The organism is Pseudomonas sp. CBC3 (assembly GCF_037967085.1).
Lineage (GTDB): Bacteria > Pseudomonadota > Gammaproteobacteria > Pseudomonadales > Pseudomonadaceae > Stutzerimonas.
This window is the reverse complement of the sequence record NZ_JBANEO010000002.1, coordinates 631239-647802: the sequence shown is the minus strand read 5'-3', so window position 1 is coordinate 647802 and position 16564 is coordinate 631239. Positions and strand designations below refer to the sequence as shown.

Annotated in this window: 15 protein-coding genes and 5 tRNA genes; 11 read left to right on the top strand and 9 right to left on the bottom strand. The window is 60.2% G+C overall.

Going from position 1 to position 16564, the window contains the following annotated elements:
* Positions 1–3: 3 nt before the first annotated feature.
* Positions 4–1191: an MFS transporter gene (locus V6943_RS10180; RefSeq protein ID WP_340553387.1), complete on the bottom strand. Its 1188-nt coding sequence runs from the start codon at positions 1189–1191 to the stop codon at positions 4–6.
* Between the two features lie 357 nt (positions 1192–1548).
* Here V6943_RS10180 and V6943_RS10175 point away from each other — a divergent pair, with 357 nt between their 5' ends.
* The 8 genes from V6943_RS10175 (at position 1549) to V6943_RS10140 (ending at position 7883) form a co-directional block, all read left to right on the top strand.
* Entirely contained in the window at positions 1549–1722 is a 174-nt protein-coding gene (locus V6943_RS10175; protein WP_340553386.1) for a nitrate reductase, read from the top strand.
* Between the two features lie 76 nt (positions 1723–1798).
* Positions 1799–2059 carry a chaperone NapD gene (locus V6943_RS10170; protein ID WP_131648364.1) on the top strand — a complete coding sequence of 87 codons (261 nt, stop codon included), beginning with the start codon at positions 1799–1801 and terminating at the stop codon, positions 2057–2059.
* Complete coding sequence (gene napA / locus V6943_RS10165; protein WP_181102465.1) at positions 2056–4560, top strand: nitrate reductase catalytic subunit NapA; 2505 nt, start codon at positions 2056–2058, stop codon at positions 4558–4560. The genes V6943_RS10170 and napA overlap by 4 nt, the downstream gene beginning before the upstream one ends.
* An 11-nt stretch (positions 4561–4571) precedes the next feature.
* Positions 4572–5054, top strand: a complete 483-nt coding sequence (locus tag V6943_RS10160; RefSeq protein WP_131648362.1) for a nitrate reductase cytochrome c-type subunit — start codon at positions 4572–4574, stop codon at positions 5052–5054.
* A gap of 10 nt (positions 5055–5064) precedes the next feature.
* Positions 5065–5661 (top strand): cytochrome c3 family protein, encoded by a 597-nt coding sequence (locus V6943_RS10155; protein WP_131648361.1) that lies wholly within the window; start codon positions 5065–5067, stop codon positions 5659–5661.
* A 140-nt stretch (positions 5662–5801) separates the two neighbouring features.
* A complete protein-coding gene (locus tag V6943_RS10150; RefSeq protein ID WP_131648360.1) occupies positions 5802–6596 on the top strand; it encodes a dienelactone hydrolase family protein in 795 nt (264 codons plus the stop codon).
* Positions 6597–7047: 451 nt separating this feature from the next.
* Positions 7048–7485, top strand: coding sequence for a hypothetical protein (locus tag V6943_RS10145; RefSeq protein ID WP_340553385.1), 438 nt, complete (start codon positions 7048–7050; stop codon positions 7483–7485).
* On the top strand, positions 7482–7883 hold the full coding sequence (locus tag V6943_RS10140; RefSeq protein ID WP_340553384.1) for an META domain-containing protein: 402 nt from the start codon (positions 7482–7484) through the stop codon (positions 7881–7883). Before V6943_RS10145 ends, V6943_RS10140 begins: the two co-directional genes overlap by 4 nt.
* Positions 7884–8183: 300 nt before the next feature.
* Here the strand turns inward: V6943_RS10140 and dinB are convergent, their stop codons facing one another.
* A complete protein-coding gene (dinB, locus tag V6943_RS10135) occupies positions 8184–9233 on the bottom strand; it encodes a DNA polymerase IV (protein ID WP_445324134.1) in 1050 nt (349 codons plus the stop codon).
* A gap of 208 nt (positions 9234–9441) precedes the next feature.
* Between dinB and V6943_RS10130 the strand changes: the two genes are divergently transcribed.
* Positions 9442–9717, top strand: a complete 276-nt coding sequence (locus tag V6943_RS10130) for a hypothetical protein (protein WP_131648356.1) — start codon at positions 9442–9444, stop codon at positions 9715–9717.
* A gap of 11 nt (positions 9718–9728) precedes the next feature.
* On the opposite strand, the gene V6943_RS10125 is transcribed toward V6943_RS10130, so the two are convergent.
* The 7 genes from V6943_RS10125 to uvrB all read right to left on the bottom strand — a co-directional run bounded on the left by V6943_RS10125 (position 9729) and on the right by uvrB (position 14788).
* The gene (locus V6943_RS10125; RefSeq protein ID WP_131648355.1) at positions 9729–10178 is read right to left on the bottom strand and encodes an acyl-CoA thioesterase; all 450 of its coding nucleotides are present in this window, start codon (positions 10176–10178) and stop codon (positions 9729–9731) included.
* Positions 10179–10402: 224 nt separating this feature from the next.
* Positions 10403–10478, bottom strand: a tRNA-Glu gene (locus tag V6943_RS10120).
* A 43-nt stretch (positions 10479–10521) separates the two neighbouring features.
* Positions 10522–10597, bottom strand: a tRNA-Ala gene (locus V6943_RS10115).
* A 49-nt stretch (positions 10598–10646) separates the two neighbouring features.
* Positions 10647–10722 (bottom strand) — tRNA-Glu (locus tag V6943_RS10110).
* A 57-nt stretch (positions 10723–10779) separates the two neighbouring features.
* A tRNA-Ala gene (locus V6943_RS10105) sits at positions 10780–10855 on the bottom strand.
* Between the two features lie 205 nt (positions 10856–11060).
* A complete protein-coding gene (gltX, locus tag V6943_RS10100) occupies positions 11061–12542 on the bottom strand; it encodes a glutamate--tRNA ligase (RefSeq protein ID WP_181102478.1) in 1482 nt (493 codons plus the stop codon).
* Between the two features lie 230 nt (positions 12543–12772).
* Positions 12773–14788: an excinuclease ABC subunit UvrB gene (gene uvrB / locus V6943_RS10095; RefSeq protein WP_131648353.1), complete on the bottom strand. Its 2016-nt coding sequence runs from the start codon at positions 14786–14788 to the stop codon at positions 12773–12775.
* A gap of 240 nt (positions 14789–15028) precedes the next feature.
* On the opposite strand from uvrB, the gene V6943_RS10090 reads away from it, so the two are divergent.
* Together V6943_RS10090 and V6943_RS10085 are read left to right on the top strand one after the other, a co-directional pair.
* Positions 15029–16225: an amino acid aminotransferase gene (locus tag V6943_RS10090; protein WP_181102482.1), complete on the top strand. Its 1197-nt coding sequence runs from the start codon at positions 15029–15031 to the stop codon at positions 16223–16225.
* 51 nt (positions 16226–16276) lie between these two features.
* Positions 16277–16352: transfer RNA gene (locus V6943_RS10085), tRNA-Asn, on the top strand.
* Positions 16353–16564: the final 212 nt, after the last annotated feature.

Here is a 16564-nt window from a genome sequence, read left to right as displayed (position 1 = left end):
CGTCTACAGACGCCCGGCACGCCAGGCGGCCAACACGAATAGCGCAGCGAGTACCGCCATCAGCGGTAGCCAGCCGGCGTGCTCCCAGACGTAACCGGCCGCATAGCCCACCACGCTTGAGCCCAAATAATAGGCGCATAGATACAGCGCCGATGCCTGCGCCTTGGCACCATTGGCGTGCACGCCAACCTGGCCGCTGGCGACAGCATGTGCGGCAAAAAAACCGAGCGTGAACAGCGCCAGCCCGACGATGATCGCGACCAGCCAGGGCGTTGCGCACAAGCCGACACCCAGCAACATTAGCCCGACGCCGCATTGCAGGACCGTCTTGGCCCCCAACCGCGGCACCAGTCGCCCTGCCCAACCCGCACTGAAGATTCCCGCTAGATAGACAATGAATAGCAGGCCGATCACCGTCGAAGATAGGCCGAACGGCGCCCCTGCCAGACGGAAGCCGATGTAGTTGAACAGCGCGACGAAACCGCCCATCAGCAGAAACGCCTGCAGAAACAGGTTGCGCAGAATCGGGTTGCCCAGATGTCGAGCGAAGTTGTCCAGAAGTGCGCGCAGCGATAACGGCTGAGGCTTGAAATGTCGCGACGCTGGCAATAGCCAGATGAACGATCCCAGCGCCAGCAGCCCTAATCCTGCTATCCCGCCCAGCGCCAATGGCCAACCGCCGATGTCGCTTAACAGCCCCGACAGCAATCTGCCCAGCAGGCCGCCTAGAGCGGTCCCGCCGATGTACAAGCCCATCGCGGCGGGCAACGACTCGGGATCGAATTCCTCACCGACGTAAGCCATCGCCAAGGCCGGCAATCCGCTGAGCGCCAGCCCCAGCAACGCTCGCAGCACGAGCAGCAGCGTCCAGGATTCCACCGCTACGCAGGCGAGGCCAAGCAGGCAAGCCAAAGCCAGTGCCAGCGCCATGACCGGCTTGCGACCCCAGCTTTCAGCCAGGCTTCCGGAGATCAACAGGGAGAGCGCCAGTGTCAAGGTCGTCAATGACAACGCCAGGCTGCTGACGGCAGCTGATACGGAGAACTGCGACGCCAACAGCGGTAATAAAGGCTGCACGCAATAAAGCATGGCGAAGGTGGCGAAACCGGCGCAGAACAATGCCAGCGTGGCGCGGCGATAAGCGGCGGTCCCGCGCTTGAGATGATCATGAGCGAGCGAGTCAGGAAGCATGCGTTTATTCCTACATCCGTTACCGACGGAACGAGCAGAAAAAAGCGGCGCAGCCTACCACACAGCCATACAGATGCCACGCAGCCACACCCTGGCCAGATAAAGGCACAAGCGGTCATATATCAACGCTAGATGTTCAAACTTGTTTCGTCGCAGTCGCAACGAAACAAGACTTTGAGTTTCGGCCGTATATCGCTCGGATGATGCAACGCATTTCGCGTACCGAACCTTATTGTTGAGCCAGGTCAAAACAACTGTGATTAGCGCTTATTAGCCTGTCGTTTATCGACGGGCGACTTTGAATAAGCCATTGGCGCTTCCTAGACTCCATACACAGTCGAAGAAAAGGTGAACGCAGTGCCGCACGACACCGATCCCGCCGTTATAAGCAAGCCAGACGAAACACGACTGTTCGTATTTCTGCTGGTCTTCCTGTTCCCCCTGCTAAGCGTCGTGATCGTCGCTGGGTACGGCTTCATCGTCTGGATAAGCCAGCTGGTCGTCTTCGGACCACCCGGCCCGCCGAGTTGACCACCGGCACTAACCTGACCTTAACAGTCCTCTTTTAGCTTGCAGTTTCAATGTAGGCGGAGCCTTACCTAAAACAATGAATAACGCCCTGCATATCGCCAGTTTGCTCGTGCATTGCCGCGCCGAGCTGCTGGAAGCCGTGAAAAGAAACCTGGTGTTATTGCCCGGAACCGAACTGCATCAAGAGAGTGCAGCGGGGAAACTGGTCGTAGTCCTCGAAGCCGAACATGAAAGCCGGATCCTCGACACGATCAGCCATATCCAACAAATACCCGGCGTTCTCAATGCCGCCCTGATTTACCACGAACTCCTCTCACCCGAAGGAGAGCCTGAATGAGCCTCACACGACGTCAATTTGCCAAGGCCAATGCTGCGGCCATAGCGGCCAGCGTGGCGGGACTGCCGATCGCCACCAGCGCCAGCAACCTGATCACCAATCCGGAGGTCACCAACCTTCAATGGAACAAGGCGCCCTGCCGCTTCTGCGGCACCGGTTGCGGTGTGATGGTCGCCACTGCCGGGGATCGTGTCGTGGCCACCCATGGCGACGTGAAGGCCGAGGTCAATCGCGGCATCAACTGCGTCAAGGGCTACTTTCTGTCCAAGATCATGTATGGCTCCGATCGTCTGACGCAGCCGTTACTACGCATGAAAGATGGCCAGTACGACAAGCAGGGCGAATTCCAGCCGGTCAGCTGGGAACAGGCCTTCGACGTCATGGAGGAGAAGTACAAGGCGGCGCTCAGGGAGAGCGGACCGAGCTCCATCGGCATGTTCGGCTCCGGCCAGTGGACCGTGTGGGAAGGCTACGCGGCCAACAAATTGATGAAGGCGGGCTTCCGTTCCAACAACCTCGACCCCAATGCCCGTCACTGCATGGCGTCGGCGGCGGTAGGCTTCATGCGGACCTTCGGCATGGACGAGCCCATGGGCTGCTATGACGACATCGAAGCGGCCGATGCCTTCGTGCTCTGGGGTTCGAACATGGCCGAGATGCACCCGGTACTCTGGACCCGGGTCACTGATCGCCGGCTCAGCGCGCCCCACGTCAAGGTCGCGGTGATGTCGACCTTCGAGCACCGCAGCTTCGATCTGGCCGACATCCCGATGGTGTTCAATCCGCAGACCGATCTGGTGATCCTCAACTACATCGCCAACCACATCATCCAGAGCGGCGCGGTCAATCAGGACTTCATCAAGAACCACACCCGGTTCGCCAAGGGCGCCACCAACATCGGTTACGGCCTGCGCCCCACCGATCCACGTGAGTTGAAGGCCGAGAACGCCGCAGTAGCGGCCAGCTGGACCGATATCAGCTTCGAGGACTACGCCGAGTTCCTCAAACCCTACACCCTCGAGCACGCCGCCCACGAATCGGGCGTCCCCGCCGAGCGCCTAAAAGCATTGGCCGAGCTGTATGCCGACCCGAAAACCAAGGTGATGTCGTTCTGGACCATGGGTTTCAACCAGCACACCCGGGGCGTCTGGGCGAACAACATGATCTACAACATCCACCTGCTAACCGGAAAGATCAGCGAGCCGGGTAACAGTCCCTTCTCGCTCACCGGCCAGCCCTCGGCGTGCGGCACCGCGCGGGAGGTGGGTACCTTCTCTCATCGCCTGCCTGCGGACATGGTGGTCACCAATCCGAAGCACCGCGCCACCACCGAAAAAATCTGGAAGCTGCCAGAAGGCACCATCCAGGAGAAACCCGGCTTCCATGCCGTGCAACAAAGCCGTGAACTGAAGGATGGCGGCCTCAAGGTTTACTGGACCCAGGCCTCCAACAACATGCAGGCCGGCCCGAATCTGATGCAGGAAACGCTGCCCGGCTGGCGCAATCCGGAAACCTTCATCGTTGTTTCCGATGTCTATCCGACGGTATCGGCCCAAGCGGCCGATCTCATCCTGCCGGCGGCCATGTGGGTGGAAAAGGAAGGTGCCTACGGCAACGCCGAACGCCGCACTCATTTCTGGCACCAACTGGTCAACGCGCCGGGCGAAGCACGCTCGGACTTGTGGCAGCTGATGGAGTTTTCCAAACGCTTCACCACCGATGAGGTATGGCCGGCCGATCTGCTCGCCAAGGCTCCGGACCTCAAAGGCAAGACGCTTTTCGATGTGCTGTTCAAAAACGGCAAGGTCGATCGCTTCCCCACTTCGGATATCGAAGAGGGCTACCGCAACAAGGAGTCGGAGGAGTACGGCTTCTACGTACAAAAGGGCCTGTTCGAAGAATACGCCGAGTTCGGCCGCGGCCATGCCCATGACCTGGCGGACTTCGATCGCTATCACCAAGAGCGGGGCCTGCGCTGGCCCGTGGTAAACGGCGAAGAAACCCGCTGGCGTTACCGGGAAGGCTACGACCCCTACGTCGAAAAAGGCACCGGGGTGCAGTTCTATGGCTATCCAGACAAGAAGGCGATCATCTTCGCCCTGCCCTACGAGGTCCCGGCGGAGATACCTGACGAGGATTATCCATTCTGGCTCAGCACCGGCCGCGTGCTGGAGCACTGGCACACCGGCAGCATGACTCAGCGCGTCGATGAACTGCACCAGGCGGTTCCCGATGCATTGGTGTACATGCATCCCGATGACGCACGCGACCTCAAGGCGCGTCGTGGCAGCGTGGTCAAGGTCATCAGTCGGCGCGGCGAGATGCAGGCTCGCGTCGAAACCCGGGGCCGCAACAAGCCGCCGAAGGGATTGATCTTCGTGCCCTTCTTCGATGCCAACAAGCTGATCAACAAGGTCACCCTCGACGCAACCGACCCGATCTCCAAGCAAACCGACTACAAGAAATGCGCCGTGAAAATCGAAGTGGTCAGCATCGCCTGAGGAGAGTCGCCATGAAATTTCGCTTACTGCCTTTGACGCTCCTCACGGTGTTTGGCCTGGCCATCGCCGCCGAGCCGAACTACCCACTGGACGCCCCCGCGCCGGACGGCCGGCGCCCAGGCGGCACCATCACCCAGGAATTCACCCCGCCGCCACTCAAGGACGAGGAAAACAAGGACCTCAAGCGCGAGCGCAACTACCCCGAGCAGCCGCCGACCATTCCGCACACGATTCGTGGCTACCAGGTCGACGTCAACAGCAACAAATGCCTGTCATGCCACAGCCGCGCCAACAGCGCACGCACTCAGGCGCCGATGATCAGCATCACGCATTTCACGGATCGCGACAGCCAGACGTTAGGCACCGTCGCCCCTCGCCGCTATTTCTGCACCCAGTGCCATGTGGTGCAGCACGATGTGAAACCGCTGGTGCAGAACGACTTCGAGAACATCGACGAGTTGCTCTATCGCGAAAACCAACAGAACGAACAGTGAGGACGCCTGGATGAAGTCGATACTGTCGTTTCTCAAGAAATACTGGACAGTCCTGCGCCGCCCGAGCGTGCATTACAGCCTGGGCGCGCTGACGCTTGGCGGGTTCATCGCCGGCATCATCTTCTGGGGCGGATTCAACACAGCGCTGGAAGTGACCAACACCGAGGCGTTCTGCATCTCCTGCCACGAAATGGAAGACAACGTGTACATGGAGATCAAGGACACCATTCACTACACCAACCGCTCGGGCGTGCGCGCCACCTGCCCGGACTGCCACGTTCCCCATGAATGGACGGACAAGATCGCACGCAAGATGCAGGCGTCCAAGGAGGTCTGGGGCAAGATCTTCGGCACCATCAACACCCGGGAGAAATTTCTCGGCATGCGCCGTGAAATGGCCGAACGCGAATGGCGTCGTCTGAAAGCGAATGACTCGCTGGAGTGCCGTAACTGCCACGATTTCGACTACATGGACTTTACACGGCAGTCCGCCCGCGCATCGCAGTTCCACTCCACTGCCCTGGCCAACGGCGAAGCCACCTGTATCGATTGCCACAAGGGCATCGCCCACCGGCTGCCGGACATGCACGGCGTGCCGGGCTGGTAAACACGATCCGGCGCGGCCCTCAGGGTCGCGCCGGCTCTGTTCCTCCACATCTAACGCCCTTCGCTACACCTGAACGACCGGGTTGCAGGCGAGTCGAACGACGGCTATCAATCGACGTTGCCATAACAAGGAGTTCTCTCATGCGCTATTGCCTGCTCGGCGCGCTGATGGCCGCCAGCGCCTTCGCTCAAGCCGAAATCCAGACTCAGGAAATTCCCTATACCGCCGCCGACGGCACCGAGATGATCGGCTATTACGCTTATGACGACGCCATTGAAGGCAAGCGCCCGGGCGTCGTGGTGGTGCATGAATGGTGGGGCCTCAACGACTACGCCAAAAGCCGCGCTCGAGATTTGGCCGAGCTAGGCTACAGCGCGCTGGCGATCGACATGTACGGTGAAGGCAAGAACACCGAGCATCCCAAGGACGCCATGAGTTTCATGCAGGCCGCCTTGGCCGATGCCGACGCCGCCAAGGGCCGCTTCAACGCCGGCCTGGACCTGCTCAAGCACCAACAGCAAACCGACGCCGCCAATCTCGCCGCGGTCGGCTACTGCTTTGGTGGCAAGGTAGTGCTGGACATGGCACGCCAGGGCGCACCGCTCGCTGGCGTCGTCAGCTTCCACGGCGCGCTGGCCACGCAAACCCGTGCCGTCCCAGGCAGCGTCAAAGCTCGCGTACTGGTCGAGCACGGCAGCGAAGACAGCATGGTCAGTGTCGATGACGTAGCAGCACTGAATGCAGAAATGGTCAAAGCCGGCGCCGACTACCGCTTCGTCAACCTGCCCGGCGCCAAACACGGCTTCACCAACCCCGGAGCCGACAAGTTTCAGGAAAAAGGTGTCGACGTGGCGTACAACAAGGCCGCCGATGAGCGCTCCTGGAAGGACATGCAGCGTTTTCTCGACGAGACTTTTGCCGATACCCGTCCGTAACTATCTGATTGAATCTGGTTGGGCATCGGTGGTCATGGTCGGATTCTTTATGACGCAACAAAGTGACCGCAGCCTACAACAGCCCTAGCAGCCACTCGGTCCGCTCCCTCTCCCCTCCGGGAGAGGGCTGAGGTGAGGGGACTGGCGAACCTCGCCGCCGAAAACGGCCCCCAGGCCGCGCAACACTGGCTCCACGCCCTCAAAAAAGATAAACACCCACAACAACCACTCGGTTCGCCCCCTCTCCCCTCCGGGGAGAGGGCTGGGGTGACGGCGGGCTACCCGCTGCCGAAGTCCCCGCTCGCCGCGCCCTAAACCGATTGTCCAGCAACGCATCGGAAAACCCGATTGCTCGATTACTTTGCCTCGTCCAGCGCAGCCTCTGCTCATCTACCGTGCTAGCATGACGGCCCGCCGCAAAAGCCCCCCTCATTCCAGTCGATCGCGAGTCATGGCCGAACACGATTTCCGTTACAACCTGCTCAACCCCGCACACACCCTGACCGAATGCCGCGCCCTGGCACCGGGCCGCTATCAGGTCACAGGTAACGGCGGCAACATCCGCTCGGGCGACGTACTCATCGTCACGCTCAAAGGCAGCCGGGAGCTCTTCCAGCGCCTGACGGTCGACAAGGTTCGGCACCTGATCAACCCGCCGGGCCAGTGGATGGCCGTGGCGAGCGGCCCGGTGTTTCGTGAACTCGCGATCATTAACTGGCAGGTCGACTGCGACGCTTGCGGTAAACAGCTGGATTTCGAATTCGCCGTGGACGCAGCCAAAGGCGAAGCCGCTCGCGCCCCGGCGGCCGAAGCGCGGATCAGCGATTTGGGCTGGAAGAACGACGGCGGTCGACACCTGTGCCCCGCATGCAGGGAGCCCAAACAATGAACAAGTTCATCATGGCCGGCATTGCCGTGTTGTCTGTCAGCGGTTGCTCAGTCGACCCGCTCACCCTGCAGCATGACGTCACTTACATCGCCGAATGGATCGGCGAAGACCCCGTGGTAGGCCGCAACCCGGTCTCGCTGACCTTTAGCGAAGACCGCGCCTACGGCAACGCCGGCTGCAATCACTGGTTCGCCAACTACCAGCTCGACGGTCAGCAGATCCGCTTCAGCGAAGTAGGCAGCACGCGCAAAATGTGCGCCGAGCACATCATGAAGCAGGAACAGCAATTCTTGAATTTGCTTTCCCGTGTTGAGCGCTGGGACGTATCCAAAATCGATCAGCTGCGCTTCTGGCCAGCTGAAGGCGCCCCGCTCCGCGTCTGGCCGGAACAGAACTGACTGCGCCACAAGAGTGCGAATCGCGTGCAGCTGCACTCTATTTGCGCGAAACGAGCGAAGGCAGCCATGGCACTAGCTTGATATCGCCACCCAAAACCCAGCAAGAACGCGGCCCTTGGCGAACGCAGCCTCCAATCAGTTGATTGCAGATACCCAAAACGAAACTGGCATATGCGATGCATAGCTTCATTCAGCCAGTTTCGGGGACCTCGGTACAGGCAGGCCGGGGCAACCCCTCTTTTATGCCAAGTGTGGCGCACAAAAACCGTTGAATTGACGGAGCCGACCAGCGGCAGAAGGCTAGAACAGACTCAGCTGCATGAAGTCGTTGCGTAGGTCAATCAAACGGACCCCGACGCCCATCAGCCGCACTGGACGCTTACCACGCGCATAGGCGCCGGCAACGAGATCAGCGTAGTTCTCCAGCTCGAGGCCGGCGCCTGCCTGCTCGAAGGTCGTCTGGGTGAAGTCGTGGAATTTGAGTTTGACGAAGGGTTTGCCCGGTCGGTATCCACTGTCGAGCCGCGCCATCCGGCCGGCGAGTGCTTCGAGCAGTTCGGGTAATCGTTCCAGGCAGGCTGCGAGGTCCGGCAGGTCGCGCTCGTAGGTGTTTTCAACGCTGACCGACTGGCGCCGTCTTTCAACTTTAACCAGGCGCTCATCGACCCCGTGCGCCAGCCCCCAGAGCCGCTCGCCGAACGAACCGAAATCACGAACCAGATCCAGGCGCTTCCAGGTGCGTAGATCCGCGCAGGTGTGGATGCCCAGTCGCTTGAGCTTTTCGGCAGTCACGCGGCCGACGCCATGCAACTTGGCGACCGGTAGCGCCAGCACGAAGTCTTCGACCTGATCCGGGGTGATCACGAACAACCCATCAGGCTTGTTCCAATCACTGGCGATCTTGGCGAGAAACTTGTTCGGCGCAACGCCCGCCGAAACCGTGATGCGCAGCTGCTGCCATACCCGGCGGCGAATATCCTGGGCGATACGTGTCGCACTACCAGAGAAGTGTTCGCAGTCGCTCACGTCCAGAAAGGCCTCGTCGAGCGACAGGGGCTCGATAAGATCGGTATAGGTACGAAAGATCTCGTGGATCTCGCGCGAGGCTTCCTTATAGGCGTCCATACGGGGCCGAAGGATCAGCAGGTCTGGACAGAGCTTCAGTGCATGCCTAGACGCCATCGCAGAGCGTACACCGTAGGCGCGTGCTTCGTAGTTGCAAGTGGCAATGACGCCACGCCGGTCGGCCAGCCCGCCCACAGCGATAGGTCGGTTCGCCAGACTGGGATCGTCACGCATCTCGATGGCCGCGTAGAAGCAATCGCAATCGACGTGGATGATTTTGCGCAGCTTGTTAACCAACTGGCCTGCCTTGACTTTGAACTGAATCGGTCCACTTGAAAAACGCGATCGACACCTATCGAACCACGACGAGGCCAGAATGAGCGGCACCATTATCCATCATCCCGCGACCAGAGCGCTCAATCGCTGCGAGCGAACAATCCTCGATGCATCGAGTCGGAATTAGGGAGTAGGCCAATCACTACCGGAGACTCCCATGAAAACCACGCATCTTACCGCCGCCGTCTTTGCCAGCTTTATTGCCACTGGCGCGATGGCTAACCAGGACGATATGCATGACAGCACACACGGTGCCGCCGGTGACGCCCACGGCAGCGCCATGAGCGAAAACCATCAGCGCGCCAACACCGCCGATGTCAATGAAGACGGTACGACCCTGGATGAAAAAATGAAAAAAGAAGTACAAGACGATTGGCGCGAAGACGCCGATGAACGCCGTGATGCCGATGTGAGCAAACCGGAACAGCGTTGACTTGAGGCCCGTTAGAGTTCGAGGGGATAAGGCTGAACCAGGGCCTGGCCGTACCCCTCCACGAACTCCAGCGGCATCCGTTTGGGCTTGCCACTCGACATCTGAATGCAGACGAAGGTGGTCTGAGCCCGTAGCAGGGTCGTGCCATCTGCCGGCCTGACCAACTGGAAGTTACGCTTCATCTTCAACCGCTGATCGGAATCGACGATCCAGGTTGCCAACTGCAGGCGATCGCCCAGATAAGCCGCTGCCAGATAATCGATCTCATGCCTGAGCACGGCCATTGCTCGATCCAGACGGCGGTAATCCTCCACTCCCAGACCCAGACTCTGAGAGTGCTGCCAGGCGCTCTGCTCCAACCATGAGACATACACCGCATTGTTGGCATGGCCTAACTCGTCGATATGGTCGGCCTCGACTGCGATGTCGATTATGAACGCGTCGGCTTGATCCCAAATCATGCATCCCTCCTCGCTGTGCTGTGCGCCGTCAGACGCAATACTCCTATTGGAAGCTAGACGCTGCTGGATGTCACGCCTGCGCAGAACGTCTATGACGGACCATTCAGCACAGCGAGCCGTTTCAACCGGATGAATGGGATCTTGCACCCACTTTAAACGCGCCCAAACAAAAAGGGCCACTTCGTGAGAAATGACCCTTTGGCGCCCAAAACGGGCAATAAAAATGGCGTCCCCTAGGGGACTCGAACCCCTGTTACCGCCGTGAAAGGGCGGTGTCCTAGGCCACTAGACGAAGGGGACGAAACCTTCGAACGATTCAGCGACTGCCGAAACGCGTGGAAATTGGTGGAGCTAGACGGGATCGAACCGTCGACCTCTTGCATGCCATGCAAGCGCTCTCCCAGCTGAGCTATAGCCCCGGATTTAACGTCTCCCGACTCGCGATGCTTGCGCAACGCTGCTGGAATATGGCGTCCCCTAGGGGACTCGAACCCCTGTTACCGCCGTGAAAGGGCGGTGTCCTAGGCCACTAGACGAAGGGGACAAAACCTTCTTACGCGACCCGCCGCTAGGCGTGCCGGTGGCAATCATTGCCCGAGATTGGTGGAGCTAGACGGGATCGAACCGTCGACCTCTTGCATGCCATGCAAGCGCTCTCCCAGCTGAGCTATAGCCCCATCTCGAGGACGGGGCGCATGTTAGGGGCGGCCCTGCACAGTGTCAACGAAATTTTTACTGGCCGGTGAAGAAATTTCGATAGAAGAACAATTACTTACCGCCGACGGATGGCGCGTCTCAAATTTTTCGCGAGCAAGCTCGCTCCCACAGAAACCTGTGCTTCCTATCGCAGGTGCCGGCTAGTTCAAGAAGCGTTTAAACCGCTCAAACAATCGCCGCCAACAGTTTCTCCCACTCCTTCACTTCTTTCTTCGACGCCCCGCCGAGCAACTCCAACGCCTGGCGCAGACGGAAGCGAGTCAGATCAGGACCGAGAATCTCCATAGCATCAAGCACTGACACAGAACTGGCCTGACCGGTGATCGAGGCGAACATCAGCGGCATCACGTCGCGTAGTTTCAGCTCCAAGTGCGCAGCCACCGCCTGAATGACATCAGTGATGCACTCCTTGTCCCACTGGCGCAGCGCTTCGAGCTTCCACAGCGTCAGTTGCAACACTTGGCGCACCTGGGTTTCGTCCAGCTTCTTGTGAGCGAATAGCGACGGATCGAGGTTCAGCGCACCAGAGAAGAAGAAACCGGCCAGCGGCGCGATCTGGCTGAAGGTCTCCACCCTGCCCTGCACGTGCGGTGCGATCTTCATCAGGTACTCGGGGTTCAGCGCCCATTGCTGCACTTGGCTGGCGAAGGTCTCGACGCTCAGCTCACGGATCCACTGACCGTTGAGCCAGGACAGTTTCTCCACATCGAAGATCGGTCCGCCCAGAGACACGCGGTTGATGTCGAAGTGCTCGATCATTTCCGCCAGGGTGAATTTCTCGCGCTCGTCGGGCATCGACCAGCCCATGCGGCCCAGGTAGTTGAGCATCGCCTCGGGCATGAAGCCCATGCGCTCGTAGAAGGTAACCGAGGTAGGGTTCTTGCGCTTGGACAACTTGCTCTTGTCCGGATTGCGCAGCAGCGGCATATAGCACAGCTGCGGCTGTTCCCAGCCGAAGTATTCGTAGAGTTTGATCAGCTTGGGTGCCGACGGCAGCCACTCTTCGCCACGCAGCACGTGGGTGATGCCCATCAGGTGGTCATCGACCACGTTGGCGAGGAAATAGGTTGGCAGGCCATCAGCCTTCATCAGCACCTGCATGTCCATGCGGTCCCAGCCGATCTCGACGGTGCCGCGTAGCATGTCCTGCACCTGGCAAACGCCTTCGGTCGGTACCTTCATGCGTATCACGTGGGATTCGCCATTGGCGATGCGCTGCTGCGCCTCGGCCGGGGCAATGTGCATGCAATGGCCGTCGTAGCGCGGGGTTTCCTTGTTGGCCATTTGCTCGGCACGCACCTGATCGAGGCGCTCGGCGCTGCAGAAGCACGGGAAGGCATGGCCCTTGGCGACCAGTTCGTTCGAGTACTTCTTGTAGATCTCACCACGCTCGCTCTGCCGGTACGGGCCATGCGGGCCGCCGACGTCCGGGCCTTCGTCCCATTCGATGCCCAACCAGCGCAGGGCATCGTAGATCTGCTGTTCGGATTCACGGGTCGAGCGCAGCTGGTCGGTATCCTCGATACGCAGAATGAACTGACCACCATGCTGGCGGGCGAAGCAGAGGTTGAACAGCGCGATATAGGCAGTGCCGACGTGCGGGTCGCCAGTGGGAGATGGCGCGATGCGGGTGCGAACGGTGGTCATGAAAGATCTCGAACGAACGTAAATCGAAGGGATGAATGGTAACAGGCACGCCGTAAGACGCTCCAGTTCGTAGGATGGAATCGCCGAAGGCGCCTCCATCGTTTACCGCGAATTGGCCACATCCGCCTGCACACATGAAGCTTGATCCGTGAACGCCGGATTGCGCCCTCGGCTAATCCAACCCACTTGGCTACGTGTTGCAACCGCTGCAACGTCCAGCTTCTTCCCCCTTACACCTGCAACAACCGCTCGCGCAGCTTGTGTATCTCGTCGCGCGTCTGCGCGGCGGCCTCGAACTCCAAGTCGCGTGCGTAGGCAAGCATCTTTTCTTCCAGCTGTCGGATGCGCTTGGTGATCTCGCTAGGCGAACGCAGCTCGTTTTCGTAACGCGCCGCCTCCTCCGCCGCCTTGGCCTCGCCGCGGCGCTTCTTGCTGCGCGAGCCCGGCACGGTGGCCCCTTCAAGGATGTCCCGCACATCCTTGAACACACCCTTCGGCACGATGCCGTGAGCCTCGTTGAAAGCGATCTGCTTGTTGCGCCGGCGCTCGGTTTCATCAATGGCGCGCTGCATCGAGCCGGTCACGTTGTCAGCGTAGAGAATCGCCCGACCGTTGAGGTTGCGCGCCGCACGGCCAATGGTCTGGATCAGCGAACGCTCGGAACGCAGAAAGCCTTCTTTGTCCGCATCAAGAATCGCCACCAGCGAGACCTCGGGCATGTCCAGCCCCTCACGCAGCAGGTTGATGCCCACCAGCACGTCGAACACGCCCAGACGCAGATCACGAATGATCTCGACCCGCTCCACGGTATCGATGTCCGAGTGCAGATAGCGCACCCGCACGCCGTGGTCGCCGAGGTAGTCGGTCAGATCCTCCGCCATGCGCTTGGTCAGGGTGGTAACCAGCACGCGCTCTTCCTTGGCCACGCACTTGGTGATCTCCGATAGCAGATCATCGACCTGAGTCAGCGCCGGTCGTATTTCGATTTGCGGATCGACCAGCCCCGTAGGCCTCACCACCTGTTCGACCACACGCCCGGCGTGCTCAGCTTCGTAAGGGCCCGGCGTGGCCGAAACGAAGATAGTCTGCGGGCTGATTGCCTCCCACTCGTCGAAGCGCATGGGCCGGTTATCTAGCGCCGACGGCAGGCGGAAGCCGTATTCCACCAGGGTTTCCTTGCGCGAGCGGTCGCCTTTGTACATGGCGCCGACCTGCGGCACGCTGACGTGAGATTCGTCGATCACCAGCAGCGCATCGGCCGGCAAATAGTCGTACAGCGTTGGCGGCGCCTCGCCGCTGTCGCGCCCAGAGAGGTAGCGTGAGTAGTTCTCGATGCCATTGCAGTAACCCAGCTCCATGATCATTTCCAGATCGAAGCGGGTACGCTGCTCCAGGCGCTGCGCCTCCACCAGCTTGTTCTGACTGCGCAGATAGTCCAGCCGGTCCTTGAGTTCGACCTTTATCTTTTCCACCGCTTCCAGCAAGGTTTCGCGCGGCGTCACATAGTGGCTCTTGGGGTAGAAGGTGAAGCGCGGCAGCTTGCGGATGACTTCACCGGTCAGCGGGTCGAAGGCCGACAGGCTTTCCACTTCGTCATCGAACAGCTCGATACGCACCGCCTCCAGATCGGATTCGGCGGGGAAGATGTCGATCACATCCCCCCTTACACGGAAGGTCGCACGGGCGAAATCCATATCGTTGCGGGTGTATTGCAGACCGGTCAGACGGCGCAACAACTCACGCTGATCGAGCCGGTCGCCGCGGTCCACATGCAGCACCATCTTCAGGTACGACTGGGGATCACCCAGGCCGTAGATGCAGGACACCGTGGTGACGATGATGGCGTCCTTGCGTTCCAGCAGCGCCTTGGTCGCCGACAGGCGCATCTGCTCGATATGGTCGTTGATCGAGGCATCCTTCTCGATGAAGGTGTCAGACGACGGTACATAGGCCTCGGGCTGGTAGTAGTCGTAGTAGGAGACGAAATACTCCACCGCGTTGCGCGGAAAGAACGCCTTGAACTCACCGTAAAGCTGCGCCGCCAGTGTTTTGTTCGGCGCCAGCACCAGCGTCGGGCGCTGCACGTGAGCGATCACGTTGGCGATGCTGAAGGTCTTGCCCGAGCCCGTCACGCCCAGCAGCGTCTGGTGCGACAACCCGGCCTCGATGCCTTCGATCATCTGCCGAATGGCTTCGGGCTGATCACCGGCGGGTTTGAAACGGGTGACCAGTTCAAATTGCGACATAACGACCTCTGGAGTTGCGGACCGGCTGGAGCGCCGATTGTGACATTTTGGGTGCCATCCGGAAGCGATGCCAGGCGGAACCCTGCGCTGTCGAAGGGCGCCAATTCTGTCAGAAAAACCGCCCCGGCATCTCGCGACCGAGGACCGGTGCGGCTATACTCCTGCCCCGTTTGCGCACCGCCCTCAGCGCGAAGCGAGGGTGCTGTATCACTCACCTTCTTCTCTTCGAGCCTCCCCACCATGAGTTTGTTCTCTGCTGTCGAAATGGCGCCGCGCGATCCGATTCTCGGCCTCAATGAAGCCTTCAACGCCGACACGCGGCTGAACAAGGTCAACTTGGGAGTTGGCGTTTATTACAACGAAGAAGGCCGCATTCCTCTGTTGCGCGCAGTTGCCGCTGCAGAAATGGCACGCCTGGAGCTGAACGCACCGCGCGGTTACCTACCCATCGAAGGGATCGCCAGCTATGACATGGCGGTTCAGGGACTGCTATTCGGCGCGGATTCGGCGCTGGTGGCCGACGGCCGCGTAGTGACCAGCCAAGCCCTAGGCGGCACCGGCGCGCTGAAGATCGGTGCCGACTTCCTCAAGCGCATCCTGCCGGATGCCGTGGTCGCCATCAGCAACCCCAGCTGGGAAAATCATCGCGCCCTGTTCGAATCCGCCGGTTTCGCCGTACAAAACTACGCCTATTACGATGCCGCCACTCATGGCGTCGACCGCGCAGCCATGCTCGAAGACCTGAAGAATCTTCCGCCCCGCTCCATCGTCGTGCTGCACGCCTGCTGCCACAACCCCACCGGCGTCGACCTGCTGCCCGAAGACTGGAAGCAGGTACTGGAAGTCCTGCGTGCCAAAGATCACGTACCCTTCATCGACATCGCCTACCAGGGCTTCGGTGACGGCATCGAGGAAGACGCCGCTGCGGTGCGCCTATTCGCCGAATCCGGCATGACCTTCTTCGTCTCTAGCTCGTTCTCCAAATCCTTCTCGCTGTATGGCGAGCGCGTCGGCGCGCTGTCGATGGTCACCCAGAGCCGCGAAGAGTCGACCCGCGTGCTGTCGCAGATCAAGCGCGTGATCCGCACCAACTACTCCAACCCGCCGACTCACGGCGCCACCGTGGTTTCCGCCGTGCTTAACAACGCGGAACTGCGCGCCATGTGGGAAGCCGAGCTGGGCGAGATGCGCACCCGCATTCGCGAAATGCGCCTGACCATGGTCCGCCTGCTGGCCGAGAAAGGCGCCAAACAGGACTTCAGCTTCGTCGCCAAGCAGCGCGGCATGTTCTCCTATTCCGGGCTGACCGCCGCTCAGGTCGAGCGCCTGCGCGTCGAGTTTGGCGTCTACGCCATCGGCACCGGACGCATCTGCGCGGCCGCGCTTAACCACAACAACCTGGACCACGTCACCGACGCCATCGTGCAGGTGATCTGATCGGCAAGGACTTGACTTCCCTTTTGTAAACAGTAGGATACGCACCGCTGTTCCGCGATAGCTCAGTCGGTAGAGCAAATGACTGTTAATCATTGGGTCCCTGGTTCGAGTCCAGGTCGCGGAGCCAAACTTCAAAGCCTCGGTTCATACCGGGGCTTTTTTGTGGCTGCGGGACTCTCACCAGGGACTATGTCCCAGGTTATTCGACAAGCCTCACCCCTTCGGGGCCGCGCTAAAGCGCGTTCTGCTGCGCAGTCGAGTCCAGGTCGCGGAGCCAAACTTCAAAGCCTCGGTTCATACCGGGGCTTTTTTGTGGCTGCGGGACTCTCACCAGGGACT

What these genes read in the sequence shown, in the direction of transcription:
- V6943_RS10180 (WP_340553387.1), bottom strand. Translation starts at nt 1,191, where the DNA reads ATGCTTCCTGACTCGCTCGCTCATGATCATCTCAAGCGCGGGACCGCC.
- V6943_RS10170 (WP_131648364.1), top strand. Translation starts at nt 1,799, where the DNA reads ATGAATAACGCCCTGCATATCGCCAGTTTGCTCGTGCATTGCCGCGCC.
- napA (WP_181102465.1), top strand. Translation starts at nt 2,056, where the DNA reads ATGAGCCTCACACGACGTCAATTTGCCAAGGCCAATGCTGCGGCCATA.
- V6943_RS10160 (WP_131648362.1), top strand. Translation starts at nt 4,572, where the DNA reads ATGAAATTTCGCTTACTGCCTTTGACGCTCCTCACGGTGTTTGGCCTG.
- V6943_RS10155 (WP_131648361.1), top strand. Translation starts at nt 5,065, where the DNA reads ATGAAGTCGATACTGTCGTTTCTCAAGAAATACTGGACAGTCCTGCGC.
- V6943_RS10150 (WP_131648360.1), top strand. Translation starts at nt 5,802, where the DNA reads ATGCGCTATTGCCTGCTCGGCGCGCTGATGGCCGCCAGCGCCTTCGCT.
- V6943_RS10145 (WP_340553385.1), top strand. Translation starts at nt 7,048, where the DNA reads ATGGCCGAACACGATTTCCGTTACAACCTGCTCAACCCCGCACACACC.
- V6943_RS10140 (WP_340553384.1), top strand. Translation starts at nt 7,482, where the DNA reads ATGAACAAGTTCATCATGGCCGGCATTGCCGTGTTGTCTGTCAGCGGT.
- V6943_RS10130 (WP_131648356.1), top strand. Translation starts at nt 9,442, where the DNA reads ATGAAAACCACGCATCTTACCGCCGCCGTCTTTGCCAGCTTTATTGCC.
- V6943_RS10125 (WP_131648355.1), bottom strand. Translation starts at nt 10,178, where the DNA reads ATGATTTGGGATCAAGCCGACGCGTTCATAATCGACATCGCAGTCGAG.
- gltX (WP_181102478.1), bottom strand. Translation starts at nt 12,542, where the DNA reads ATGACCACCGTTCGCACCCGCATCGCGCCATCTCCCACTGGCGACCCG.
- uvrB (WP_131648353.1), bottom strand. Translation starts at nt 14,788, where the DNA reads ATGTCGCAATTTGAACTGGTCACCCGTTTCAAACCCGCCGGTGATCAG.
- V6943_RS10090 (WP_181102482.1), top strand. Translation starts at nt 15,029, where the DNA reads ATGAGTTTGTTCTCTGCTGTCGAAATGGCGCCGCGCGATCCGATTCTC.